We start from the raw sequence: 22,422 nt of genomic DNA on the forward strand, positions 1-22,422 counted from the left end.
GCCAGGATCAGCGCCCCGTCGTACTTTCCTTCGCCCGCCCGGGCTTGACGTAAGTGTCGAACAGCTCATCGATGCGCCGGTATTCGTCGTACCAGGAATCGGGATGCACGAAGCCGTGCCGCTCCAAGGGATACAGCGACATCCAGAAGTTCTTCTTGTGCAGCTCGATGAAGCGCTGGTACAGACGGATCGAATCGCTGGCCAGCACGTTGTCGTCGATCAGGCCATGCTGGATCAGCAGCACGTCCTGCAACTTGTCCGCATATTCGATCGGCGAGCTGGCCGCATAGGCCTCCGGATCGAGTTGCGGATCGTTGAGGATGTTGGACGTGTATTCGTGGTTGTAGCTGGACCAGTCGGCAACCGGGCGCAATGCGGAACCGGCGGCGAATTCGCCGGGCGCGCGCAGCAGCGCCATGATGGTCATGAAACCGCCGTAGCTGCCGCCGTAGATACCTACCCGACGCGGATCGACGCCGTGGTTCTTGACCAGCCAGGCCTTGCCGTCGAGCAGGTCTTCCAGCTCCGGATGACCCATGCGGCGGTAGATCGCGGTACGCCAGTCGCGGCCGTAGCCCTCGGAGGCGCGATAGTCCATATCCAGCACCACATAACCCTTCTGCACCAGCAGGTTGTGGAACATCTGCTCGCGGAAGTAGTTGGACCAGCTCAGCGTGACGTTCTGCAGATAGCCCGCGCCATGCACGAAGATCACGGCCGGCCGCGCGGCGGCGGATTCATCGGCGGGCCCGTAATACTTGGCCCAGATGGTGCCCGCGCCATGCGAGGAAGGTACGCCCACGATCTTCGGCATGATCCACGCGCGCTGCGTGAAGGCTGGCTTCATCGTCCGCGTCAGCTCGCGCGGCTCGCCGCCGGCGGCGTCCTGCACAGCCAGCTGTGCCAGCTGATAGGGCGATGAATGCAGCACCGCCAGCTGTTTACCGTCCGGCGACAGCGCGAAGTCGTCCATGCCCTGGTATTGCGTGACGCGAGTCAGTTCTCCGCCCTGCGCCGGCACGCGATAGACGTCGTAGCTGTAGGGCGCCACGCGGTTGGCGCGCAGATAGAACCACCGGCCGTCTTCGCTCAGCACCGGATGACTGACTTCGAAGCTGCCGCTGGTCAGCGCCTCGGCCTTGCTGCCGGGCCGCTTCGCATACAGCTGCGACCAGCCGGTTTCCTCACTGAGGTACCACAGCGTACGGCCATCCTTGAGCCAGCCGAAGTCATTGAAGTTCCAGTTGATCCACGCGTTATCGGTGAGACGGTGCTGGTTGACCAGCGCGTGGCGGTCGAAGTCGACGGTGGCGATCCAGCGGTCCTTGTTGTCGATTGCGCGCAACTGGATCGCGACGTTGCCGCCTTCATCGCTCCATACGATGCCACCGCCACCGCCGTCGTCGGCATCGGAGATGATGCGCACCGCGCGCCGCTCCGGCGCCTTGAGCGCCTTGGCTTCATCCTCGCGGCCGGCTTTTTCCTGCGCGGCGATGGCCTTGGCGCGCAACTCTTTCAGCGGATCGTCCTTGATGCCAGGCAGCGGATCGGTTCCGAGCGGCCAGGTTTTGCGCTCCCGCAGATCGACGAGCAGCACCGATTGCGGCGCAGGATCACGGCGGCCGACATAAGTGCGCGTCGGCTGCTGCTCGGCGTAACCCGATTCGGTGACGTAGTGAGTGACCTGCGGCTGCTTGCCGGTCTTGTCGTCCTTGGGCTGGGTGATCACCAGCATCCAGCGCCCGTCGGGCGACAGCTCGGTATCGACCAGCTGGCCCACGTCGCCCAGCCATATGGGCTTGGGCGCGCGTCCGGGGTCGGCCGCGGCCAGCTCGTCCTCGTTGGCGAGCGCGGCATCCTTGTCGGCCTTGATCGAACGCAGCGTCTTGAACAGGCGCAACTGGTCGCGTTCGAGCTCGCCCGGCCGCTTGGCCTGCGGATCCTCGCCCACGTTCAGCACGGCGGCCGGCGCGGCAACGCCGGCCGTGATGTCGTAAGCGAACCACTGATTGCCCTGGCGGTACTGCAATACCCGGCCGTCACTGGAAAAGCGCGGCGCAGTCTCGGTCTCCGGCGTGCGCGTGACCTGCACGCGACGGCCGCTGGCCAGATCGAGCAGGAACACATCGCCGTGCAGCAGGAAAGCGGCTTGTCGGTGCACGCGGTCGAATACCAACGGGCCCTGCGCCTGCGCGATGTCCTCGGGGCTGAGCTTCTCGCTTCGGCCGCTGGCGACATCGACGCGATAGCGGTCGCGCACCTTGCTGCCGTCGCGCTTGAGCGAGTAGTACACGCTGCGGCCGTCCGCGCCCCAGTATGGCGACTGCACCGCTGCGCCGATCCAGTCCGGGTTGGCCATGATGGTTTCCAGATCCGGCGCGCCGGCGGGCGTATCGGCGAGGAGGGCGGGACTGGTCGCGAGGGCCACGAGCCCGGCGAGAAACATTCGGCGCATGGGTTGCTCCGCAACAAAAACGTCCGAGCATAGCCAACGCGGTCTCGCCCGCAAGCGCCATGGGTCCTGTATGCAGGTATCCGCGAGAGGACTAGGCTGCACGATCCGAGAAATCCCAGCCGCATCCGCCAGGAGGCACCATGCGCCAGCCGATCCGCCCGCTCCCCGCTCCCCCGGCGGCCGGCTGTGTTTGCGCCCATACGCCCTAGACCGCCTGCTGTCCGCTTCGCGTAAGCGAAAGCGAGCATGGTGCGTTCCTGGAAGACGCTGCGCCCGGCCCATGGCCCGGGCTCATTTCCCCATCCCCTTCGCGCGCCCCCGCATGCCCCTGCCTACTGTCGAGCACGAAACCGCCCCCCTTCTCACCCATAGCGTGATCTGGCTGCATGGCCTGGGCGCGGACGGGCATGACTTCGCCCCGATCGTGCCCGAGCTGGTGGCGCAGGAGTGGCCTGGCCTGCGCTTCGTGTTCCCCCATGCACCGGTACGGCCGGTCACCTTGAACGGCGGCATGCCGATGCGCGCGTGGTACGACATCGCCGGGGTGGATCTCACCTCGCGCCAGGACGAGACCGGCATGCGGGCATCCATCGAGGCGGTGCAGGGACTGATCGCGCGCGAAAATGCGCGCGGCGTGCCGGACGAGCGCATCGTGCTGGCCGGTTTCTCGCAGGGTGGCGCCATCGCGCTCGCCGGCGGCCTGCGTCATCCGCGCCGGCTCGCCGGCATCATCGCGCTGTCGACGTACCTGCCCATGCAAGGCTCGTTCGAAGCGGAACGCAGCGCGGCCAACGCCGCCACGCCGATCTTCTGGGGCCACGGCACCGCCGATCCCATCGTGCCGCTGACCCGCGGCGTGCAGTCGCGCGATGTCCTGCAGGGCCTCGGCTATCCGGTCGAATGGCACACGTATCCGATGCCGCATTCGGTCTGCGCCGAGGAAATCGTCGATCTGCGCACCTGGCTGGGCAAACGCCTGGCCGACTGATCGCGCGCACGGTCGGCCTCCTGGCGCTTGGGCATACTGTGCGCCCATGCGCCGACCACCCTCCCGCCACCTCGAACCCAGTCCGCTGCCGGATTTCTGCAGCGCGCCGGTGTTGTTCGCGCTGCTGGTAGTCGCCGCGCTCTCGGTCACCCTGATGCTGCTGGCGCCGGACAGCACCCGCGGCTGGCGCGGCTACAGCGTAGGCATGCTGTTCGCCGAATGGATGGCCATGGTCATCGGCGTCGCACTGTGCAAGCTGCGGCCGGTGCTGCAGCGGCTGCCGGGCCGCCTGCCTTATGCCGCGGTCTGGCTGCTGATGCTGGTCATCGTGGTGACCGCGAGTCTGCTGGCGGGATGGATGGACGGCGCCCTGCAGATGGATCTGCTGCGCGCCGGAACCCTTCCCTTCGTGCGCGACAATGCTGCGATCGCCGCACTTCTGGGCGCCGCGATGCTGCGCTACTTCTATGTGCTCGCGCAGTGGCAGGCGCGTCTTGCCGCGGTGGCGCACGCGCAAGTCGAGGCGCTGCAGGCACGCATCCGTCCCCACTTCCTGTTCAACAGCATGAATACGGTGGCGGCGCTGGTGCGCGTGGACCCGGACGCGGCGGAACGCACCGTGGAAGACCTCTCCGAATTGTTCCGCGCCGCGCTGGGCCAGCACGACTCACGCGACGGCACGCTGGGCGAGGAGTTGAACCTGGTCGACCGCTACCTGGCGATCGAGCAGCTGCGCCTGGGCTCGCGCCTGCGCGTACGCCGCGAACTGGACGGGCTGACCGCGGATTTCCCGTTGCCGCGCCTGTTGCTGCAGCCGCTGGTGGAGAACGCCGTGCGCCACGGCATCCAGCCGTTGCGCGAAGGCGGCGAGGTGATCTTGCGCGGACGCCGCGCGGAACGAGCCATCGAAATCGAAATCGACAATCCGCTTCCTGAAACACCCGCGCGCGGCGGCAACGGCCATGGCCTGGACAATGTCCGCCAGCGCGTGGCCTATCGCTATGGCCCGCGTGCGGACGTGCAGGCTGGTCCGCGCGGCGAACGTTTCGTGGTGCGTCTGCTGCTGCCGGAAGACCCTCATGCGCGTACTGATCGTTGACGACGAACCGCTGGCACGGGCGCGCCTCGCCGCGCTGCTCGGCGAATGCGAAGACGTGGAAATCGCCGGCAGCGTCGGCGACGGCGAGGAAGCGCTCGAAACGATCGCCGGGGCGTCGCCGGATCTGCTCCTGCTCGACATCAACATGCCCGGCCTCGACGGCACTGCGCTCGCGCGGCGCCTCGCCGGTCAGGCCAGGCCGCAGGTGGTGTTCTGCACCGCCTACGAAAATCATGCCGTCCAGGCCTTCGAACTCGGCGCGGTGGACTACCTCTTGAAGCCGGTGCGGCTGGAGCGCCTGCGCGATGCCCTGCAGCGCGCACGCCAGCGCCTGACTGCGGCGCCGCGCGAACCCAGCTATCTGTTCGGTCGCCTGCGTGGCGAGCAGGTACGCATCGCGCTGGACGAAGTGGTGTGCCTGCTGGCGGAGGAGAAGTACGTCGTGGTGCAGCACCGCGGCGGCCAGTTGCTGCTGGAGGAATCGCTGCGCCAGCTCGAGGAGGCCTATCCGGACCAGCTGATCCGTCTGCACCGCAATTGCCTGGTGCCGCCGCAGCGGCTGCTCGGCCTGAAGACCCTCGGCGACGGACGGGTGCTGGCCCGCCTGGGCGGCACCGAGCTGATGCCGGAGGTCAGCCGGCGCAACCTGCCGGCGGTGCGCCGGCTATTGCGCGTGAACTAGGACCCTGCGGCAGCGGTGCCCCTGCGGGCCGCGAGGGTTTACGCGACAATAGAAGCCTTTACGCCGCTGAGATCTCCATGACGCCCTCCATCCTGCGCATCGCCACCCGCAAGAGCGCGCTCGCCCTGTGGCAGGCCGAACACGTCGCCGCCGAACTGCGCGCAGCGCACCCGGGCCTGGCCGTGGAACTGGTGCCGATGACCACGCGCGGCGACGAGATCATCGACAAGCCTCTGGCCACCATCGGCGGCAAGGGCCTGTTCCTCAAGGAGCTGGAGGTGGCCATGCTGGAAGGGCGCGCGGATCTGGCAGTGCATTCGCTCAAGGACGTGCCGGCCGAACTGGAGCCAGGCTTCGCGCTGCCGGCAATCCTGCCGCGCGCGGATGCCGCCGACGCCTTCATCAGCAACGATTACGCCGACCTGGCCGCGCTGCCGCACGGCGCGCGCGTGGGCACCTCCTCGCTGCGGCGACAGGCGCAGCTGCGCGCGCTGCGCCCGGACCTCGAGCTGCTCGACTTGCGCGGCAACGTGGGCACGCGCCTGGGCAAGCTGGACGCGGGCCAGTACGACGCGATTCTGCTGGCTTGCGCCGGCCTCGAACGGCTGGGCTTGGCCGAACGCATCCGCAGCCGCCTCGCCGCACCCGACTGGCTGCCGGCGCCAGGCCAGGCGGCCATAGCCATCGAGGCGCGCAGCGATCAGCCCGAGGTGCTTGCGCTGCTGGCCGCCCTGGACGATCCGCATACGCGCCTGGCGGCGAGCGCGGAGCGCGCGATGAATCAGGCCTTAGGCGGCAGCTGCACCGTGCCGGTGGGTGCGTGGTGCGTGGTCACCGAGCGCGGCTTGCACCTGTATGGCATGGTGGGCGATGTAGTCAGCGGCCGCCTGCTGCGCGCCGAAGCGGCCAGCGGCACCGACGAGGCCGAGGCGCTAGGCCGCCAAGTAGCAGCGCAGCTGTTCGAACAGGGCGCGGCGCAGTTCCTTGGATCGGGCACGCACTGACGCGGACAGAAAAAAGCCCCGCGCGAGCGGGGCTTTTTTGCCATGAACCGTCGTGTCAGAAGTTGTACACGAGGTTGGTGGTCATCAGCGTATCGGTGTTCTTGGTGCCCGGCTGCACGTCGCTGTTGTAGCGGACCTGGTAGCCGACCTTCAGCGCCATCTTCCGGGTCATGCTGACCGACAGGCCGATGTCGTTCTGGTAGTACTGGTTCTTGGAGCCGGCTTCGACCAGCAGCGTGTCTTCCACGGCCGTGTTCGGGGTGAGGCGGTACTTGTAGTTGACCAGGCCTCGGCCTACGGCTTCGCTCTGCGAATCCTGGCGCTGCTTCACATCCACGCCATCTACCTGCACGGTGCGGTCGGCGGGGCGGTAACGCTTGTAACCGGGGCCGGCTTCGAACGAGAGCTCCGTGCGATCGTTCTTCAGCGCGATATAGCCGTAGCCGATCGAGACGATGCCCTGCCAGATGTTGGCGCCGAAGTCGTCGTGCTCGTAACGCGCCGCGCCGACGATATAGCTGCGCGGGTCGAGCTTGTAGCCCACCGAAGCGCCGGTGTCGTAGCGGTTGGCGGTGGTGCTGAACTTGTCGATGGTGTTGCCGTTGCTGTCCTGCACCTGGACTTCACCCTTCGAACGCATGCCATTGAGGAAGAAGTTGTTCTTCCAAAGCTCGTTCTCCTGATTCAGGCCGAGCTTGGCGTTGACGTTCTCGGTGCGCGAATTGCCATGGGCCGAGGCGAAGCCGAATTCACCCGAACCGCTCCAGCCACCGTTGGTGGCGGGGTTGCTGGCGGCGGCATCGGCGGGCGGTGCGGTGTCGTCGGCATGCGCGGCGACACAGGCAAAACTGGCCAATAGGACGCTGGTGATCAGGGCTTTCTTCATGTGAATCGATCCATATTCGTTAAACAATTGTGATGTGGCACCTTAGCCCACGGGTTTGAAACTCGCAGTGAATATTCCGACCCGGTCGGAATGGCCAAATTCCCCTCAGGCGGACCGGGACGCGCCACGGCGGTGCGCCGCAGACGCATCGTGCAGACGCTGCTCAACGCTTTTACCCGCGACACAGCTGACAATGGCCAAGGCCACCAGCAGTGCGCGCGGCTCGTGCAGTTGCGCCAGCAACACGATCAGGCAGGGCACCAGATAGACCAGCACCGCGGCGAACAGGTATCCCGGCCACGTCTGGCCCAGCCTCGGCTGACGAAGGGCGTGCGCCATGTCGGTCAACAGTGCGGCGAGCAGAAGCACCAGGATCCAGGGCTCCGAATTGATCAGCCGCGGCTCCGCGCCATCCTGCGAAATCAGGCACAGCCATAGCCATAAGCCGCCGGCGTAACAGGCGGACACCACCCGACCGAGGATACGCAGCCGGCCTTCTGGCCGGCCGGGCGTGCCCGACATCACATAGGCGAGGCACGCTAGGCTGCAGCACGCCAGCACGGCGCCCGACAGGCGGGTAGCCCAGAACTGGTTGTCGCCGCGGACCAGGCCGGCCAGCCCCAGCATCGGCAGGAAAGTGACCATGGCGAGCATGGCGCGGCGGTTGGGGCGGCTGCCGCGGCCGAAACGCCAGCCGAGCCAGTCCGGCGCCAGCGGCAGGTGCAGCAGCGACGCCAGCGCGCCGCCGCCGACCAGCCCCGCGCCGAGCGCCAGAGGGACCAGGGCATCGCCGCGCCCCGACGGATAAAGCTTCAGGGCCAGCGCCGTGCCCAGCAGCAGCCACAGACCATAACCACCCTGCGCCAGGACCTGCATGGCTCTGGCGGGCAAACCCGGGGCAACGGGAAAAGCGTCGATGTGGTGGTCAGGCGTAGGGTCGCCGCGCATCTCGGCTCGCTCTGCGTCCTTCGGAGGGAGGGAGCTTCCGGAGTCTAGGCGATTTCACACCGCGATGGGCGCCATACATGCCAGACTTCGTGGACTTGCGCACCCTGCTGGGCGATGCGCATGCTAGACGAAGCCACGCGTCACTCGAAGCCATGGACCGTTACGAGCGCATTCTCACCCTGCACCGTCTGCTGAAGTCGGCGCACTACCCGGTACCACTCCCTCGCCTGATGGACGAGCTGGAGTGCTCGCGCGCGACGCTCTATCGCGACGTGGCCTTCCTGCGCGATGCCCTGGGCGCCCCGATCGAAAGCGCCGGCGGCGAACATGCGGCATTCCGCTACGCGGCCGGCGAGGGCGAGCGGTTCGAACTGCCCGGCCTGTGGCTCACCTCGGACGAGCTGGCCGCGCTGCTGGCGCTGAACGAACTGATCGGCCGCAGCGGTCCCGGCGTGTTGGCCGGCGCCCTGGCGCCGTTCAAGGCGCGCATCGAGCATTTGCTGTCCGACCAGGGCAGCGGCAAGGCACTGCCAATCGAGCGCATCCGCGTGATCGCCTGGGGCGAGCGCAAGCTCGACCAGCAGGTGTTTCGCATCGTGGCCGGCGCCGTGCTGGAACGAAAGCAGCTGCGCTTCCGCTACCGCGCCCGCACCACCAATTCCGACAGCAAGCGCACGGTGTCGCCGCAGCGCCTCACTCACTACCGCGACAATTGGTACCTGGACGTGTGGGACCACGATCGCGAAGCGCTGCGCAGCTTCGCGGTGGATCGCATCGCCGAGCCGCAAGCCTTGGACGCGCCCGCGCGCGACGTGGCCGAGACCGAGCTCAACGACATGCTCGCTTCCAGCTACGGGATCTTTGCGGGCAAGCCCAAGGCCTGGGCCACCATCCGCTTCTCCCAGCACGCCGCGCGCTGGGTGGCCGACGAGCACTGGCATTCCCAGCAGAAAGGCATCTGGCTGCCCGACGGGCGCTACGAATTGCAGGTGCCGTACTCCAACTCCAAGGAGCTGCTGATGGACGTGCTCAAGTACGGCCCGGATGCCGAAGTGGTCGCGCCGCTGTCGCTGCGCGAGGAGATGAAGATCCAGCTGCAGCTCGCGCTCGGCGGCTACCAGCAGGCCCCGCGCTGAGCGCGGCCGGCGCCTCTTCCCCGCCCGCATGACCAGTTCGCTTCCCATCGATGCCACGGCCACGCCGGCGGCGCGCAAACCGACAGTGGCGCTGGCCCTGGGCGCAGGCGGTGCGAAGGGGCTGGCGCACATCGGAGCGATCGAGGAGATCGAACGGCAGGGCTACGAGATCGTCGCCATTGCCGGCACCTCGATGGGTGCGTTGATCGGCGGCATCTATGCCATGGGCAAACTGGACACCTACCGCGACTGGGTGTCGGCGCTGGCCAAGATGGATGTACTCAAGCTCGTCGACTGGACCTTTTCCGGCGGCGGGCTGATCAAAGGCGAGCGCATCATCGACACCATGCGCGAGCTGATCGGCGACGCACGGATCGAGGATCTGCCGCTGGCCTACACGGCCGTGGCCACCGACCTGGACCGCGAACGCGAGATCTGGCTCACCCGCGGGCCGCTGTTCGACGCGATCCGCGCCTCCATCGCTATTCCCACCGTGTTTCGCCCGCAGCTTCTCGGCGGTCGCCGGCTGGTGGATGGCGGCTTGCTCAATCCCGTGCCAGTGACGCCACTGATTCGCGAACCGGCCGACTACCTGTTCGCGATCAGCGTGGACGGCGCGATCGAGGCGACCAAGCCGGAAGTGGCCAACGATCACGCCATCGACCCTCAGAACGGCTACCGCCACCGCATCGGCGAATTCATCGGCCGGCTGATTCCCCATGGCGAGCGGCCGGCCGAACCGCCGCGCCCGCGTGACCCGGGCATGCTCGATCTGCTGGCGCAGTCGATGGACCTGATGCAGGCCAATCTCGCGCGCCTGCGCCTGGCGGCGTACGCGCCGGACTTGCTGATCCAGCTGCCGCGAAACATCTCCATGGCGTACGAGTTCTACCGCGCCCGCGAGCTGATCGAACTGGGGCGCGAACGCGCCCGCGTCGTGCTGGCCGACTGGAAGCCGGCGCACTTCCACCAGTCCCCGTTCAGTGGGGACCGTGGCCCTTGAGCCAGGCGTCCAGATAGGCCTTCAGCGCGACGGCGTTGTTGTGTTCTTCGTCCTTTGCGCCGTAAATCAGGGTCACGCGGTGACGCGCGGCCTCTTCAGCCAGCGGCCGCCAGCGCTCGACCTTGGCGTCCAGTTCGGCGGCGTAGCGGTGGCGGAAAGTGTCCCATCGGCTGGGATCGTGGCCGAACCAGCGGCGCAGCGCCGACGAAGGCGCCAGCTCCCTGACCCAAAGGTCCAGCGCGGCTTCCTCCTTCTTCATGCCGCGCGGCCATAGCCGGTCCACCAGCACACGCCTGCCGTCGTTTCTGGCGGCAGGCTCGTAGACACGTTTGATGGCGATGCTCATGGAGCGGCCCCGCAGCATGGGAGTGCGACCGCTGAGCATACGCCGGTCACCTGTGCAGGGCATGCCAAGGCCGGGCCTTGGCGGGCGTCAGAGTTCCTCGACGCGGGTGACCTTGCCCCGGCGCATCAGCCAGGCGACGCCACGCAGATCGGCGATGCCCACCCACAGCCGATCCAGCATGCCGTACTTGGAGCTGCCGGCGGTGCGCGGACGATGGCCGACCGGCACGCTGCGGCTCTGGAAGCCTGCGCGCTTGACCAGCGCCGGCAGGTAACGATGCATGTGGTCGAAGTAGGGCAGGCGCAGGAACACCTCGCGCTCGAACAGCTTCAGGCCGCAACCCGTGTCCGGCGTGTCGTCGCGGAGCATGCGCGAACGCACCGCGTTGGCGATCTTGGAGGAAATGCGCTTGTTGAAGCTGTCGCGGCGCGTGGTGCGCCAGCCGGCGAGCAGGCGCACGTCCGCGGCCGCTTCGTCGCGCGCGGCCAGCAGCTTGGGTATGTCGGCCGGGTCGTTCTGGCCGTCGCCGTCGAGCGTAGCGATCCATGGCGAACGCGCGGCGCGCACGCCATTCCACACGGCGGTGCTTTGCCCGCTGCGAGTGAGGTGGCGCACGATGCGCAGCTCCGGATAACGGGCTTTCTCCGCCGCCAGCACCGCCACGCTATCGTCGCTGGAATCATCGTCCACGTAGACGATCTCGAAATCGATCTTGCCGCGCAGCGCGGCAGCGATTTCGGCGAGCAGCGGCGGGATGTTGTCGCGCTCGTTGAACACCGGCACGACCACGGACAGTTGCGGCATGAGAGCAGCCTTTGCTTGCGGAAACGGAGGCGCACGGCGCCTTGGGGCGCATTCTAGTGCGTAGGGGAGGCCCCGGCGAGCGCGGGGCGGCAGCAGCGGGGCGCCAGGCCCCGCCGCGCGTCAGCGAATCTTGCCGAGGATGCCTTCCAGCTCGTCGTTGCTGTGGTAGTGGATCACCAGCTTGCCGCGTCCGCCCCGGCCGTGGGCCAGCTCGACACGGGTCGCGAAGCGGTCGCCCAGCTCACGTTCCAGCGCATCGATGTTCGGATCGCGCGCGGGCGCGCTCTTGGCCTTGCCCTTGGGGGCCGTCTGGGCGCGGCGGGCGGCTTCTTCCAGCTCGCGCACGCTCCAGCCATTGCGCGCCGCTTCCAGGGCCAGGCTCTCGGCATCGCGCTCGGGCAGGGTAAGCAGGCAACGGGCGTGGCCCATCTCCAGCTTGCTCTCGTCAAGCAGCTTCTTGATCGAAGCGGGCAGTTCGGTAAGACGCAGCAGGTTGGACACCGCGGCGCGCGAACGCCCCACCGCGTCAGCCGCCTGCTGGTGGGTCAGGTCGAAATCGTCGATCAGCCGCTTGAGCGCATCGGCCTCTTCCAGCGGGGTGAGATCCTGGCGCTGGATGTTCTCGATCAGCGCCATGGCCGGCACGGCCACCTCGGGCACGTCCTTCACCAGCGCGGGCACTTCGCTCAGTTGCGCGCGCTGTGCGGCACGCCAGCGGCGTTCGCCGGCGATCAGCTCGTAGCTGTTCTTGCCCAGCGCGCGCACCACCACCGGCTGGATCAGTCCCTGCGCCTTGATCGACGCCGCCAGTTCGTCGAGCGCTTCCTCGTTCCAGTGCCGGCGCGGCTGGTACTTGCCGGGCTGGATGTACTGGATCGGCAGCATGCGCAGCTCGCCCTCCTGTTCGATCACCGAAGGCGCGCCTTCGTCGCCGCCGCCCAGCAGGGCGTCGAGCCCGCGTCCGAGGCCTCGTTTCTTCGCTGCGGCCATGCTTACTCCTGGTGGATGTCGACGGCGGCATCGGCCGCAACGTCGCTATCGTCGTGCGCCGCTTGCGGCGCCTCGGCGGCGGCGCCCGCGGCGAGGCCGCGCTCGCGCCGGATGATCTCGCCGGCCAGGCCGATGTAGGCGATGGCGCCGCGCGAGCTGCGGTCGTACAGGTGGATCGGCTGGCCGTGGCTGGGCGCCTCGGCCAGGCGCACGTTGCGCGGAATGATCGAGCGCAGCACCTTGTCGCCGAAATGCGTGGTCAGCTGCGCCGAGACTTCGTTGCCGAGGTTGTTGCGCACGTCGTACATGGTGCGCAGCAAGCCTTCAATTTCCAGGTTCGGGTTGAGCCGCTGCCGGACCGCCTTGACGGTGTCGAGCAGGCTGGAAAGCCCTTCCAGCGCGAAATACTCGCACTGCACCGGGATCAGCAACCCATCCGCCGCGGCCAGCGCGTTGAGCGTGAGCAGGTGCAGCGTGGGCGGGCAGTCGATCAGGATCGTGTGGTAGCGGTCCGCCACCTTCGCAAGCTGCTCCTTCAGCCGCATCTCGCGCGCGATCGCGTCCATCAGTTTCAGCTCGGCCGCGGTGAGGTCGCCGTTGCCGGGCAGCAAGTCGTAGTGCGCCTCGACGGTGACGATGGCGCGCTCGATCGGCGCCTCGTCCAGCAACACCTCACAGCCATTGGGCTTGGCTTCGCGCTTGTCCACGCCCGACGCCATGGTCGCGTTGCCCTGCGGATCCAGGTCGACCAACAGCACCTTGCGCTTCGCGGCGGCGAGCGCCGCGGCGAGATTGACGGCGGTGGTGGTCTTGCCGACGCCGCCCTTCTGGTTGGCGACAGCGATGATGCGGGCCATGGTGTCGTCGATGCCGTGAGCGTGGGAAAAGGGCGCTAGGTTACCATCGGAGCCCGGCCCGGACAGGCCCGCCGGCTCAGCTGCGCCCGAGCACCACCAGGTGACGCTCCGCGTCCAAACCGGGCACGTTGAGTTCATGCATGCCGCGCACGGCGAATCCGGCCGGCACGCCAGGCAGCTCGTCGTCCGGCCGCTTGCCCTTCATCGCCAGCCAGATCCCGTCGGGCGCCAGCAGATGGCCGCCCCAGCCGAGCATGTCCGCCAACGTGGCGAAGGCACGGGCCGTGACGCAGTCGAACTGCCCCTCGACCTCCTCCACCCGCGACTGCACCGCACGCACGCCCTCCAGCTTGAGCGCGCGGATCGCTTCACGCAGGAAACGGACCTTCTTGCCGTTCGAATCGACCAGGAGAATCTCCCGCCCCGGCGCCGCAATGGCCAGCGGGATGCCGGGCAGACCGGGGCCGGTGCCCAGGTCGGCGAGAGTGTGGCCCTGCACGTAAGGCAGGATCGCCAGCGAATCGATCAGGTGACGGGTGATCATCTCGCCCGGATCCCTGATCGCCGTGAGGTTGTAAGCCGCATTCCAGCGTTCGAGCAGGGCCTGGTAGTCGAGCAACCGCTGCACCGCGTCCTCGGGCAGGGCCAGACCAAGCGCGGCGATGCCCTGTTCCAGTCGGGACTGCAAGACGGCGCGGTCGGCCATGGACGAGGTTTCCTGCGAAGTGAAAAGGGCGGCAGTGTATCCGGGCGTCACGGCCGCGGCGCTCGCCGAGTCAAAGAAAAACCCGCCGAAGCGGGTTTCAAAGAGTCTCAAGTCCCCTTTTTGCGCGGGCGCTCTAAGGCTGCCTCGCGAATAGCGCCGTCCCTCAGGCGAGGTCCAGATCTACGCGGGTGACCATCATGCCGCGCTCACGCAGCGCCTGATTCATGGCCTGTTTCAGGCTGGCGCCGAGCGCGCGGCGATCCGCCTCGATCGCCGGCTGCGCTTCGCGCAGCGCAGCCAGCGCACCGCCGCGGATCAACTGGTCGGCCTGCTCGATGACTTCGTCAGCGCGCTCCGGCTCTAGCACCTGCCAGTACACGGTGCCGCGAACGTCATGCGCATCCGGCAGCGGCTCTTCGAAGCGCAGCACCTGGCCGCCGAGATCGATGCGGTGTCCGACGCGATCCAGGCCCGGCACCATGAAATGCGTACCCGGCTGCAGCAGGCGCCGCGGCTTGCCATGGCGATAGACGCTGACCACTTGGCCGGCCGGCACGCGCTTGACCGCGACGGCGGCCAGGCCAAACAGGAGGAGAGCAATCGAAAGTACCAGGGCGATCATGATTCTTACTTCTATATCAGTAGGTTATGCATCTTTTCTCAGATAAAGCGCAGATATATGCTACATCCAGCTGGTGACAGTTGGATTAACCGTCATTTAACTGCGGCCTTATGGATTTTTACAATCCCCAGGAAGTCCTATTCGCCGTGGAAAAGGAAGCAAGCCCCATTCCATGCGGGTTTCGGTGCTTGCCGATGCTGCAGCGCCACAGCGACCTTCCATGCCTGTCCGATGCAGGTTTCGCCTTCCACGGCCTCAATTTCGTTCGATTCCGGCCCTAGGCCATCCGGCCGAACTCTTTTGCGTCGCAGCAAAACCCTTGATTTGCAAATGCTTTACAAGCGTTGATGAAAACGTTTACGTTCCGCCGACAGTGACCTTCCGGGCGTAGCTGGAGCGGCAGACGTGGGAGTGACCATCAAAGACGTTGCGCGCGAAGCCAAGGTGTCCGTGGCTTCGGTCTCCCGTGCGCTCAACGGCCACGGCGGCGTCACCGCCGAAACGCTCGAGCGCATCCGCGAAGTGGCCGCGCGCCTGCACTACATCCCCCACGGCGCCGCCCGCAGCCTGATCACCCGCCGTACTCACACTATCGGCGCGTTGCTGCCGGACCTTTATGGCGAGTTTTTCTCGGAACTGATCCGCGGCATCGACCTGGCAGCCCGCGCGCACGGCCTCCAGCTCCTGGTATCCAGCTCGCACGACGGTTCGGCCGAGGCGGCCACCGCGCTACGTGCCATGCAGGGTCGCGTCGATGGCCTGCTGGTGATGTCGCCGCACGCGGACGCCGCCTTCCTGCGCCAGAACCTGCCGGTGGGTCTGCCCACCGTGCTCATGAACACCATGCTCGAACGCGACGACTTTCCCGCGCTGTCGGTGGACAACGCCGGTGGCGCACGTCTTGTCGTCGAGCATCTGGTCGACGCGGGCTATCGCCGCATCGCTTTCGTTCGTGGTCCGACCGGCAACCACGACGTAGCCGAGCGCGAACGTGCCTACCTCGAGACCCTGGCCCGGCGTCTTCCGGACGCCGAACCCATCGTGCTGCCCGGCGAGTTCGACGAGTCCTCGGGCTATCGCGCCGGCCAGCGCATCGCGGCGATGAAACCACGCCCGGACGCGGTGTTCGCCGCCAACGACATGATGGCGATCGGCTGCATGGCCGCGCTGCGCGAGGCAGGTCTGCGCATTCCCGAAGACGTCGCCGTGGCCGGCTTCGACGATGTGCCGATGGCGCGCTACATCAGCCCCGCGCTGACCACCGCCGGTGTGCGTATCGCCGAACTGGGCAAGGCAGCGCTCGATCAGCTCGCCGCGCAAATCGAGGGCAGCAGCGCATCCGCGCCACCCGCGCATGTGCGCATCCCGGCCGAACTGATGGTTCGCGCCTCCAGCGCCCGCAAGAACTCAGGCAAGACGGCGACCGGAGACTGACGCCGCCACAACATCAGGGGGCCGGCCACGGAGGCCGGTTCGACGCCACCGGCGCGGGACCGCGGCGGCGGCGCATCCACAACCACAACACAGCCGTATCGAACCCTTGAGGGAGGGTGTCCAAGCCATGGCACGCAAACACGTACCAACTCTGAAGAAGATCCCGCTGGCCCTGGCCAGCCTGCTGACCGCTGCGGCGCTGTTGCCGGCCACCGGCCTCGCGCAGAACAGCACGGCCACGGTGCGCGGCCACGTCAATGCGCCGCAGGGCCAGTCGCCCACCGAAGTGGTCGCCACCAACCTGGGCAACGGCTTCACCGTGCGTGCTCCCGTCAACGCGGCCGGCAACTACACCCTGCCCAGCCTCGCGCCCGGCAGCTACCGCATCGAAGCGAAAGGCAACGGCGCCAGCGCCAGCCAGGATGTCAAAGTGCAGGTCGGCCAGGCCCTGACCCTGAACCTCGATGCCGCCGCTGCGGCCAGCGCCGCCAATGCGCAGAATCTGCAGGGCGTCACCGTCACCGCCGCCTCGCTGATCGAGACGCGCACATCGGAAGTCGGCACCAACATCACCCAGGCGCAGATCAACACGCTGCCGCAGAACGAACGCAACTTCCTCGACTTCGCCAAGCTGGTGCCCGGTGTGGTCGTGTCGCGTGACCCCAACACCAAAACCTTCTCGGCGGGCGGTCAATCGGCCGAAAATGTAAACGTTTTCATCGATGGCGCGAGTCTGAAGAACAACGTGCTCAAGGGCGGCATCGCCGGCCAGGATTCCACGCGCGGCAATCCGTTCTCGCAGGAAGCCGTACAGGAGTTCCGCGTACTCACGCAGAACTACAAGGCCGAATACGAGCAGGCCGGCACCGCGATCATCTCCGCCGTCACCAAGTCGGGCACCAACGAGTTCCACGGCTCGGTGTACGACTACTTCCAGAACAAGGCGATGATTTCGCAGAACTCGTTCGACAAGAAGAACGATGTGAAGAAGCCGGACTATCGCCGCCAGCAACGCGGCTTCTCACTTGGCGGTCCTGTGCTGAAGGACACGCTGACCTTCTTTGTCAATTACGATGAGCGCAAAGACGTCAGCGCCAATGCGGTGCGCATTACCGATCCACGTTTTTCGCAGTACAACGGGACGTTCTCCGCGCCGTTCAACGAGAAGACCTTCTTCGGAAAACTCAGCTGGCAGGTCAACCAGGACAACAACGTCGATCTCAGCCTTACGACTCGCCGCGACAACGAAGTGCTCGGCTTTGGCGACAAGATTACCTATGACGGCCGCACCAACCGCAAGAACCGCGTCGATGACCTGCTGTTGAAATGGCAGTCGCGCGGTGACAGCTGGACCAACGATCTGCTCCTCGATGCAGGCCGTGCCAAATGGAATCCGGGTGCAGCCAATCCCGACATGGTCCAGCAGGTCTACGAGAACAACGTTGCCACGCTCGGCGGCGCCGTCGGCTTGCAGAACAAGGGACAGGATCAAACCACCATTCGCGACGACCTGACTTTGACCGGCTTGTCCTGGCATGGCGATCACACGGTAAAGATGGGGGTGAAGTACACCGCACTGGGCATCACCGTCGAGCAGAACAACAACGCGGTCCCGTCTTACTTCTATCAGGAAGGGCGCACCTTTCCGGGCGGTTTCCTCGTCCCCTACAAAGCGGTGTATTCGCCGAACGGCGCCAACGCCAATCTCCATACCAATCAGTTCGGTGCCTATATCCAGGACGATTGGGACGTCACCGATCGCCTGCAACTGAACCTGGGCCTGCGTTGGGATTACGAAACCAATTCCATCAACAACGACTATGTCACTCCGCTGGCGCAATACGAGACACTGAAATATTTCGGCCTGCAGGACTACATCAGCACCGGCAAAGAGCGTGACGGCTACAAGGGTGCCATTCAACCGCGCCTGGGCTTCTCTCTCGATGTCAGCAAAGCCGGCGACCAGAGCACGACGCTGTTCGGCGGCGCAGGCCGCTACTTCGATCACACGCCGTTCGATTGGATCGCGCAGGAGCCCATCCACTCGGCGGTGCCGAACTATGTCTTCAACTTCAGCCCTGCCAATCCGGATGGGACCCCATCACAACCAGGGACGATCCCTTGGAATCCGGCTTATCTGACCAAGGCTGGACTTGATTCGCTGCTGTCCTCCGGAGTCGCCGGTCTGGGCCAGGAGATCGACGTCATCAACAATAAGACCAAGCTCCCATACACGGATCAGTTCAGCTTCGGCGTCAGACAGGTGATCGGCGATTGGACGGGCTCGCTCACGCTTTCCCGTGTGCTCGGGTATCGCCAGTTCACGTGGATCTGGGCCAATCGATTGCCGATTGCCGCGCCCTATGAACAAACCTTCGTCACTGCGCCTGGCAGTCCCTACTCTCGCATCCTCAAGAACGGATACAAGAAGACTCAATCCAGCAGCGTGCTGGTCAGCCTGGACAAGCCTTACACGAAAGCGAGCGGTTGGGGTGTAGGCGTCGCTTACACCTATCAGAAGGCACGTCAGCAAGGAAACGACAACTACTCGCTGGATTACGTGTCCCCGTCGGGATACCCCGGTGGCTATGTGGGCGAAAAGCACCATCTGGTCGTCAATGGCATTGTGTCCGGTCCCTGGGATACACGCGTAACGGGCATCCTCACTTACGGCTCTGGCATGCCGTTTGACGTGTACAAATCATCTCCGGCCTGTGACTACAACTGCGCCTACTACCACAACGGCGAATACGGGCGAACCTATCTGAATCTGGATCTCTCGATCGCCAAGGAATTCCGCTGGGGTGAAAGCCAAGCCCTCGAACTGCGCTTCGATGTCATGAACGTTTTCAATCGCGATGTCTACAACGCCTACGAGAGCAACTTCTACAGCCCCAATTTTGGTAGACCCACCAATGCGGATCCCAACCTGACCCGCCGCTTTCAAATCGGCGCTAGGTATTCGTTCTGATGCAAGGCGCGCGGACAGGTGTACTGCCACTCTCTGCTCAAGGAGAACACGATGAGTATCAAGGCATATCGCACTGGAGCATTTCGCAGCAAGACCGCGAGATCCTTGTCACTGGCTTTGCTTGCTTTCGTCAGCACTTCGGCTTCCGCCGGAACTTGCGGCGTAGTTGACTGCCTGCCGCGCCCCTCTTATCCGAGAGTCACCAGCCTGCAAGCTTATGTCATCGGTTCGGAATGGCACGTCGGTGCCCCTATAAGTGCGATCGCTAATCTGCATCTTGATGGCACGTGCGGAGATACCTGCTCCAATTTCCACAACAGCTACGCGAACGTCGCCAATGTGACCTTCTACGTTAATGGAAACCCGGTTTGTCAGGCTTATACGATGATCTATCAATGCCAGTTCTTCATTAATACACCTGGGACGTATGTCATCTCGGCCACCGCGTTCAATGTGTATGGCATGACCGGCGTAAACTCGATGACCGATCAAACATTCACGGTTAGCCTCTAGACCTGTACTGCGAAAGCCAAGCCTGCGAATCGGGCTTGGTTTCACACAAGCCCGCCTCCGCGCGGGCTTTTCAAAGGCCGAGCGCGTAAACGTTTACTCGCTTGATTCCCGGCTCGACCTGTTCTTCAAAGGACATCGCGGCTTCCGCACTTCCCCATCGATGAAGGCTGTTCCCTCATGCTCGTGAAGAAACGCACCGGAATCTCCCTCGCGCTCGCCGCTCTGCTGGTCTGCGTCGCACCGCACGAGGCCCAGGCGAAAGAGGGAACCAGGCATGCGCGACCGACCGTTGCCGCGGCAGCCGCGCGCGCGAAGGTGCCGCCCATGGTCGACGACCTCGAGCGCCGCACCTTCGACTGGTTCTGGGACGCGGCCAACCCGCAGAACGGCCTGGTCCCGGACCACTACCCGACCAAGTCCTTCGCCAGCATCGCCGCCGTCGGCTTCGGCCTCACTGCGTACGGCGTGGGCGCGGAGCGCGGCTACGTCACGCGCGAACAGGCGGCCGAGCGCACGTTGGCCACGCTGCGCTTCTTCCACGATGCGCCGCAGAACGACAGCGAGGACGACGCCACCGGCTACCGCGGTTTCTTCTATCACTTCCTCGACATGGAGTCGGGCAAGCGCTATTCGCGCTGGGTCGAGCTATCCACGGTGGACACCACGCTGCTGCTCGGCGGCGTGCTGTTCGCGCAGTCGTACTACGACCGTGACACGCCACAGGAAAAGGAGATCCGGCAGCTCGCCGACGACATCTACCGCCGCGTCGACTGGACCTGGGTGCAGGCGCGCAAACCACTGATCACCATGGGCTGGACGCCGGGCGGCAAGTTCATCCCGCACGACTGGCAGGGCTATAACGAGGGCATGCTGGTCTACATCCTCGCCATGGGATCGCCCACGCATCCGGTAGGCGAGGATGCGTGGAAAGCGTGGACTTCGACCTACGAGCGCACCTGGGGCGAATTCCACGGCCAGACCTTCCTCAACTTCGCACCGCTGTTCGGCCACCAGTACAGCCACGTGTGGGTGGATTTCCGCGGCATCCGCGATGCGTGGAATCGCGAGAAAGACCTCGACTACTTCGAGAACAGCCGCCGCGCCACCTATGCGCAGCGCGCTTATGCCATTGCCAACCCCGGCGGCTGGACCGGCTACGGCGCCAACGTCTGGGGACTCACCGCCAGCAACGGCCCCGGCGGCCTGGTGGTGAAGGCCGGCGACAAGGAACGCACCTTCCAGGGCTATACCGCGCGCGGCGCCGGCCTGGATTACATCAGCGACGACGGCACCATCGTGCCCACCGCCGCCGGCGGTTCGATCGCCTTCGCGCCGGAGATCGTGGTGCCCGCGCTGGAAGAGATGAAGCGCCGCTACGGCAAGTCCATCTACACCAGGTACGGCTTCGTCGATGCGTTCAATCCCAGCTTCCACACCCAGACCGAACTGCGCACCGGCAAGCTGGTGCCGGAACTGGGCTGGGTCGATACCGTGCACCTGGGCATCGACCAGGGCCCGATCCTGCTGATGGCCGAGAACTGGCGCAGCGGCTTCGTGTGGAACGTGATGAAGAAGAACCCCTACGTCCGCAAGGGCCTGCAGCGTGCAGGCTTCACCGGCGGCTGGCTGGACGAAGCACCGGCCAAGCCATGAGCCACCGGTCGCGCCAGCGCGTATTCGGCGCCCGCCGCCTGCTGCTGCATGCGCTGGCATGGAGCTGCGCCGGCATCGCCGCGGCGCTGACTGCCGGTTGTCAGGCGGGCGGCGACGGCGATGCGCGCACGCTTACCTTCTGGACCATCGGCCGCGAAGGCGAGGCGGTGGCTCAGTTGCTGCCCGCGTTCGAGCGCGAACACCCCGGCCTGCACGTCAAGCTGCAACAGCTGCCGCTCAGCGCCGCACACCAGAAACTGCTCACCGCGATCGCCGGCGGCTCGACGCCGGACCTCACCCAGCTGGGCAATACCTGGATTCCCGAGCTGGCCGAGCTGGATGCGCTCGAGCCGCTGGAAACGCGCGTGGATGCCTCCAAAGTCGTTCGCCAGGACGATTACTTCACCAACATCTGGGCCACCAACCGCATCGACGGCACGCTGTACGGCGTGCCCTGGTACGTGGACACGCGCCTGCTGTTCTATCGGCGCGACCTGCTCAAGCAGGCCGGCTTCGATGCGCCGCCGCGCGACTGGCGCGAATGGCGCCGCGCACTCGCCGCGCTCAGCTACCCGGAACGTGGCAGCTACGGCATCCTGATGCCGACCGACGAGTTCGAGCAGCTGCTGGTACTCGCCCTGCAGCAGGACGAACCGCTGCTGCGCGACGGCAACCGCTATGGCAATTTCCGCAGTGCCGGATTCAAGCGCGCGCTGGCGTTCTACGTGGACACCTTCCGCCTGCACCAGGCGCCGGCGATCACCCGCGTGGAAGCGGGCAATCCATGGCTGGAGTTCGGCCGCGGCGTCTACGCGTTCTATCTGTCCGGCCCGTGGAACATCGGCGAATTCCGCAAACGCCTGCCGGCGTCGCAGCAGCAGGATTGGGACACCGCGCCCTTGCCTGGCGAGCACGGCCCCGGAGCGTCCAACGCCGGCGGGTCCAGCCTGGTGATCTTCCGGCGTTCGCCGCGCAAGGACGAAGCGTGGCAATTGGTCGAATACCTCTCCCGCCCCGACGTGCAGCAGCGTTTCTACGAACTGCTCGGCGACATGCCGCCGCGCCGTTCGTCCTGGGAAGGCGGCGCCTTGCGTGACGACCCCAAAGCGCGTGCCTTTCGCGATCAGCTCGAACGCGTGAAGCCCACGCCGCCGATTCCCGAATGGGAGCGTATCGTTACCGAGATGCAGCTGGTCGCCGCGCGCGCCGTGCATGGGGACCTGAGCGTCGACCAGGCGGCCGCCGAGATCGACCGGCGCGTCGACCTGATCCTGGAGAAACGTCGATGGGTAATGGATCGCAAGGCCAAGCCATGAGTGCAGACC

The 22,422-nt window shown here is 65.9% G+C and carries 20 protein-coding genes; 11 read left to right on the top strand and 9 right to left on the bottom strand.

Annotated elements, in window-relative coordinates:
* Positions 1 to 7 precede the first annotated feature (7 nt).
* The gene (locus tag ACNR9O_RS20565) at positions 8 to 2,455 is read right to left on the bottom strand and encodes a S9 family peptidase (protein ID WP_473685288.1); all 2,448 of its coding nucleotides are present in this window, start codon (positions 2,453 to 2,455) and stop codon (positions 8 to 10) included.
* Between the two features lie 322 nt (positions 2,456 to 2,777).
* On the opposite strand from ACNR9O_RS20565, the gene ACNR9O_RS20570 reads away from it, so the two are divergent.
* The 4 genes from ACNR9O_RS20570 to hemC all read left to right on the top strand — a co-directional run bounded on the left by ACNR9O_RS20570 (position 2,778) and on the right by hemC (position 6,228).
* Positions 2,778 to 3,443, top strand: coding sequence for an alpha/beta hydrolase (locus tag ACNR9O_RS20570; protein ID WP_473685286.1), 666 nt, complete (start codon positions 2,778 to 2,780; stop codon positions 3,441 to 3,443).
* A 46-nt stretch (positions 3,444 to 3,489) separates the two neighbouring features.
* On the top strand, positions 3,490 to 4,542 hold the full coding sequence (locus tag ACNR9O_RS20575; protein WP_473685283.1) for a sensor histidine kinase: 1,053 nt from the start codon (positions 3,490 to 3,492) through the stop codon (positions 4,540 to 4,542).
* Entirely contained in the window at positions 4,523 to 5,224 is a 702-nt protein-coding gene (locus ACNR9O_RS20580; protein WP_473685280.1) for a LytR/AlgR family response regulator transcription factor, read from the top strand. The genes ACNR9O_RS20575 and ACNR9O_RS20580 overlap by 20 nt, the downstream gene beginning before the upstream one ends.
* Positions 5,225 to 5,301: 77 nt before the next feature.
* Positions 5,302 to 6,228, top strand: a complete 927-nt coding sequence (gene hemC / locus ACNR9O_RS20585; protein WP_473685278.1) for a hydroxymethylbilane synthase — start codon at positions 5,302 to 5,304, stop codon at positions 6,226 to 6,228.
* 55 nt (positions 6,229 to 6,283) lie between these two features.
* Here the strand turns inward: hemC and ACNR9O_RS20590 are convergent, their stop codons facing one another.
* Positions 6,284 to 7,114 (bottom strand): DUF481 domain-containing protein, encoded by an 831-nt coding sequence (locus ACNR9O_RS20590; protein ID WP_473685276.1) that lies wholly within the window; start codon positions 7,112 to 7,114, stop codon positions 6,284 to 6,286.
* 105 nt (positions 7,115 to 7,219) lie between these two features.
* Positions 7,220 to 8,005, bottom strand: coding sequence for a hypothetical protein (locus ACNR9O_RS20595; protein ID WP_473685274.1), 786 nt, complete (start codon positions 8,003 to 8,005; stop codon positions 7,220 to 7,222).
* 209 nt (positions 8,006 to 8,214) lie between these two features.
* On the opposite strand from ACNR9O_RS20595, the gene ACNR9O_RS20600 reads away from it, so the two are divergent.
* A complete protein-coding gene (locus ACNR9O_RS20600; protein ID WP_473700824.1) occupies positions 8,215 to 9,198 on the top strand; it encodes a helix-turn-helix transcriptional regulator in 984 nt (327 codons plus the stop codon).
* Positions 9,199 to 9,226: 28 nt separating this feature from the next.
* Positions 9,227 to 10,201, top strand: a complete 975-nt coding sequence (locus tag ACNR9O_RS20605) for a patatin-like phospholipase family protein (RefSeq protein ID WP_473685270.1) — start codon at positions 9,227 to 9,229, stop codon at positions 10,199 to 10,201.
* Here ACNR9O_RS20605 and ACNR9O_RS20610 read toward each other — a convergent pair.
* The 6 genes from ACNR9O_RS20610 to ACNR9O_RS20635 form a co-directional block, all read right to left on the bottom strand.
* The gene (locus tag ACNR9O_RS20610; protein WP_473685268.1) at positions 10,179 to 10,547 is read right to left on the bottom strand and encodes a DUF488 domain-containing protein; all 369 of its coding nucleotides are present in this window, start codon (positions 10,545 to 10,547) and stop codon (positions 10,179 to 10,181) included. The genes ACNR9O_RS20605 and ACNR9O_RS20610 overlap by 23 nt on opposite strands.
* A gap of 87 nt (positions 10,548 to 10,634) precedes the next feature.
* The gene (locus ACNR9O_RS20615) at positions 10,635 to 11,351 is read right to left on the bottom strand and encodes a glycosyltransferase (protein WP_473685266.1); all 717 of its coding nucleotides are present in this window, start codon (positions 11,349 to 11,351) and stop codon (positions 10,635 to 10,637) included.
* A 120-nt stretch (positions 11,352 to 11,471) separates the two neighbouring features.
* Entirely contained in the window at positions 11,472 to 12,341 is an 870-nt protein-coding gene (locus ACNR9O_RS20620) for a ParB/RepB/Spo0J family partition protein (protein ID WP_473685264.1), read from the bottom strand.
* Between the two features lie 2 nt (positions 12,342 to 12,343).
* The gene (locus ACNR9O_RS20625; RefSeq protein ID WP_473685262.1) at positions 12,344 to 13,198 is read right to left on the bottom strand and encodes a ParA family protein; all 855 of its coding nucleotides are present in this window, start codon (positions 13,196 to 13,198) and stop codon (positions 12,344 to 12,346) included.
* Between the two features lie 76 nt (positions 13,199 to 13,274).
* Positions 13,275 to 13,904, bottom strand: coding sequence for a 16S rRNA (guanine(527)-N(7))-methyltransferase RsmG (gene rsmG / locus ACNR9O_RS20630; protein ID WP_473685260.1), 630 nt, complete (start codon positions 13,902 to 13,904; stop codon positions 13,275 to 13,277).
* 163 nt (positions 13,905 to 14,067) lie between these two features.
* Positions 14,068 to 14,526, bottom strand: a complete 459-nt coding sequence (locus ACNR9O_RS20635) for an SPFH domain-containing protein (protein WP_473685258.1) — start codon at positions 14,524 to 14,526, stop codon at positions 14,068 to 14,070.
* 405 nt (positions 14,527 to 14,931) lie between these two features.
* Here ACNR9O_RS20635 and ACNR9O_RS20640 point away from each other — a divergent pair, with 405 nt between their 5' ends.
* The 5 genes from ACNR9O_RS20640 to ACNR9O_RS20660 all read left to right on the top strand — a co-directional run bounded on the left by ACNR9O_RS20640 (position 14,932) and on the right by ACNR9O_RS20660 (position 22,413).
* Positions 14,932 to 15,960: a LacI family DNA-binding transcriptional regulator gene (locus ACNR9O_RS20640; RefSeq protein WP_473685256.1), complete on the top strand. Its 1,029-nt coding sequence runs from the start codon at positions 14,932 to 14,934 to the stop codon at positions 15,958 to 15,960.
* A 127-nt stretch (positions 15,961 to 16,087) separates the two neighbouring features.
* Entirely contained in the window at positions 16,088 to 18,931 is a 2,844-nt protein-coding gene (locus ACNR9O_RS20645; protein WP_473685254.1) for a TonB-dependent receptor, read from the top strand.
* A 51-nt stretch (positions 18,932 to 18,982) separates the two neighbouring features.
* Positions 18,983 to 19,444 carry a hypothetical protein gene (locus ACNR9O_RS20650; protein ID WP_473685253.1) on the top strand — a complete coding sequence of 154 codons (462 nt, stop codon included), beginning with the start codon at positions 18,983 to 18,985 and terminating at the stop codon, positions 19,442 to 19,444.
* Between the two features lie 177 nt (positions 19,445 to 19,621).
* Positions 19,622 to 21,097 carry a glucoamylase family protein gene (locus ACNR9O_RS20655; protein WP_473685251.1) on the top strand — a complete coding sequence of 492 codons (1,476 nt, stop codon included), beginning with the start codon at positions 19,622 to 19,624 and terminating at the stop codon, positions 21,095 to 21,097.
* The gene (locus ACNR9O_RS20660; RefSeq protein WP_473685249.1) at positions 21,094 to 22,413 is read left to right on the top strand and encodes a sugar ABC transporter substrate-binding protein; all 1,320 of its coding nucleotides are present in this window, start codon (positions 21,094 to 21,096) and stop codon (positions 22,411 to 22,413) included. The genes ACNR9O_RS20655 and ACNR9O_RS20660 overlap by 4 nt, the downstream gene beginning before the upstream one ends.
* Positions 22,414 to 22,422: the final 9 nt, after the last annotated feature.

The organism is Dyella sp. CR10, from assembly GCF_055814425.1.

Bases quoted from the DNA above. Each gene is read 5' to 3' on its own strand.
- ACNR9O_RS20565 (WP_473685288.1), bottom strand. From the start codon at position 2,455: ATGCGCCGAATGTTTCTCGCCGGGCTCGTGGCCCTCGCGACCAGTCCC.
- ACNR9O_RS20570 (WP_473685286.1), top strand. From the start codon at position 2,778: ATGCCCCTGCCTACTGTCGAGCACGAAACCGCCCCCCTTCTCACCCAT.
- ACNR9O_RS20575 (WP_473685283.1), top strand. From the start codon at position 3,490: ATGCGCCGACCACCCTCCCGCCACCTCGAACCCAGTCCGCTGCCGGAT.
- ACNR9O_RS20580 (WP_473685280.1), top strand. From the start codon at position 4,523: ATGCGCGTACTGATCGTTGACGACGAACCGCTGGCACGGGCGCGCCTC.
- hemC (WP_473685278.1), top strand. From the start codon at position 5,302: ATGACGCCCTCCATCCTGCGCATCGCCACCCGCAAGAGCGCGCTCGCC.
- ACNR9O_RS20590 (WP_473685276.1), bottom strand. From the start codon at position 7,114: ATGAAGAAAGCCCTGATCACCAGCGTCCTATTGGCCAGTTTTGCCTGT.
- ACNR9O_RS20600 (WP_473700824.1), top strand. From the start codon at position 8,215: ATGGACCGTTACGAGCGCATTCTCACCCTGCACCGTCTGCTGAAGTCG.
- ACNR9O_RS20605 (WP_473685270.1), top strand. From the start codon at position 9,227: ATGACCAGTTCGCTTCCCATCGATGCCACGGCCACGCCGGCGGCGCGC.
- ACNR9O_RS20610 (WP_473685268.1), bottom strand. From the start codon at position 10,547: ATGAGCATCGCCATCAAACGTGTCTACGAGCCTGCCGCCAGAAACGAC.
- ACNR9O_RS20615 (WP_473685266.1), bottom strand. From the start codon at position 11,351: ATGCCGCAACTGTCCGTGGTCGTGCCGGTGTTCAACGAGCGCGACAAC.
- ACNR9O_RS20620 (WP_473685264.1), bottom strand. From the start codon at position 12,341: ATGGCCGCAGCGAAGAAACGAGGCCTCGGACGCGGGCTCGACGCCCTG.
- ACNR9O_RS20625 (WP_473685262.1), bottom strand. From the start codon at position 13,198: ATGGCCCGCATCATCGCTGTCGCCAACCAGAAGGGCGGCGTCGGCAAG.
- rsmG (WP_473685260.1), bottom strand. From the start codon at position 13,904: ATGGCCGACCGCGCCGTCTTGCAGTCCCGACTGGAACAGGGCATCGCC.
- ACNR9O_RS20635 (WP_473685258.1), bottom strand. From the start codon at position 14,526: ATGATCGCCCTGGTACTTTCGATTGCTCTCCTCCTGTTTGGCCTGGCC.
- ACNR9O_RS20645 (WP_473685254.1), top strand. From the start codon at position 16,088: ATGGCACGCAAACACGTACCAACTCTGAAGAAGATCCCGCTGGCCCTG.
- ACNR9O_RS20650 (WP_473685253.1), top strand. From the start codon at position 18,983: ATGAGTATCAAGGCATATCGCACTGGAGCATTTCGCAGCAAGACCGCG.
- ACNR9O_RS20655 (WP_473685251.1), top strand. From the start codon at position 19,622: ATGCTCGTGAAGAAACGCACCGGAATCTCCCTCGCGCTCGCCGCTCTG.
- ACNR9O_RS20660 (WP_473685249.1), top strand. From the start codon at position 21,094: ATGAGCCACCGGTCGCGCCAGCGCGTATTCGGCGCCCGCCGCCTGCTG.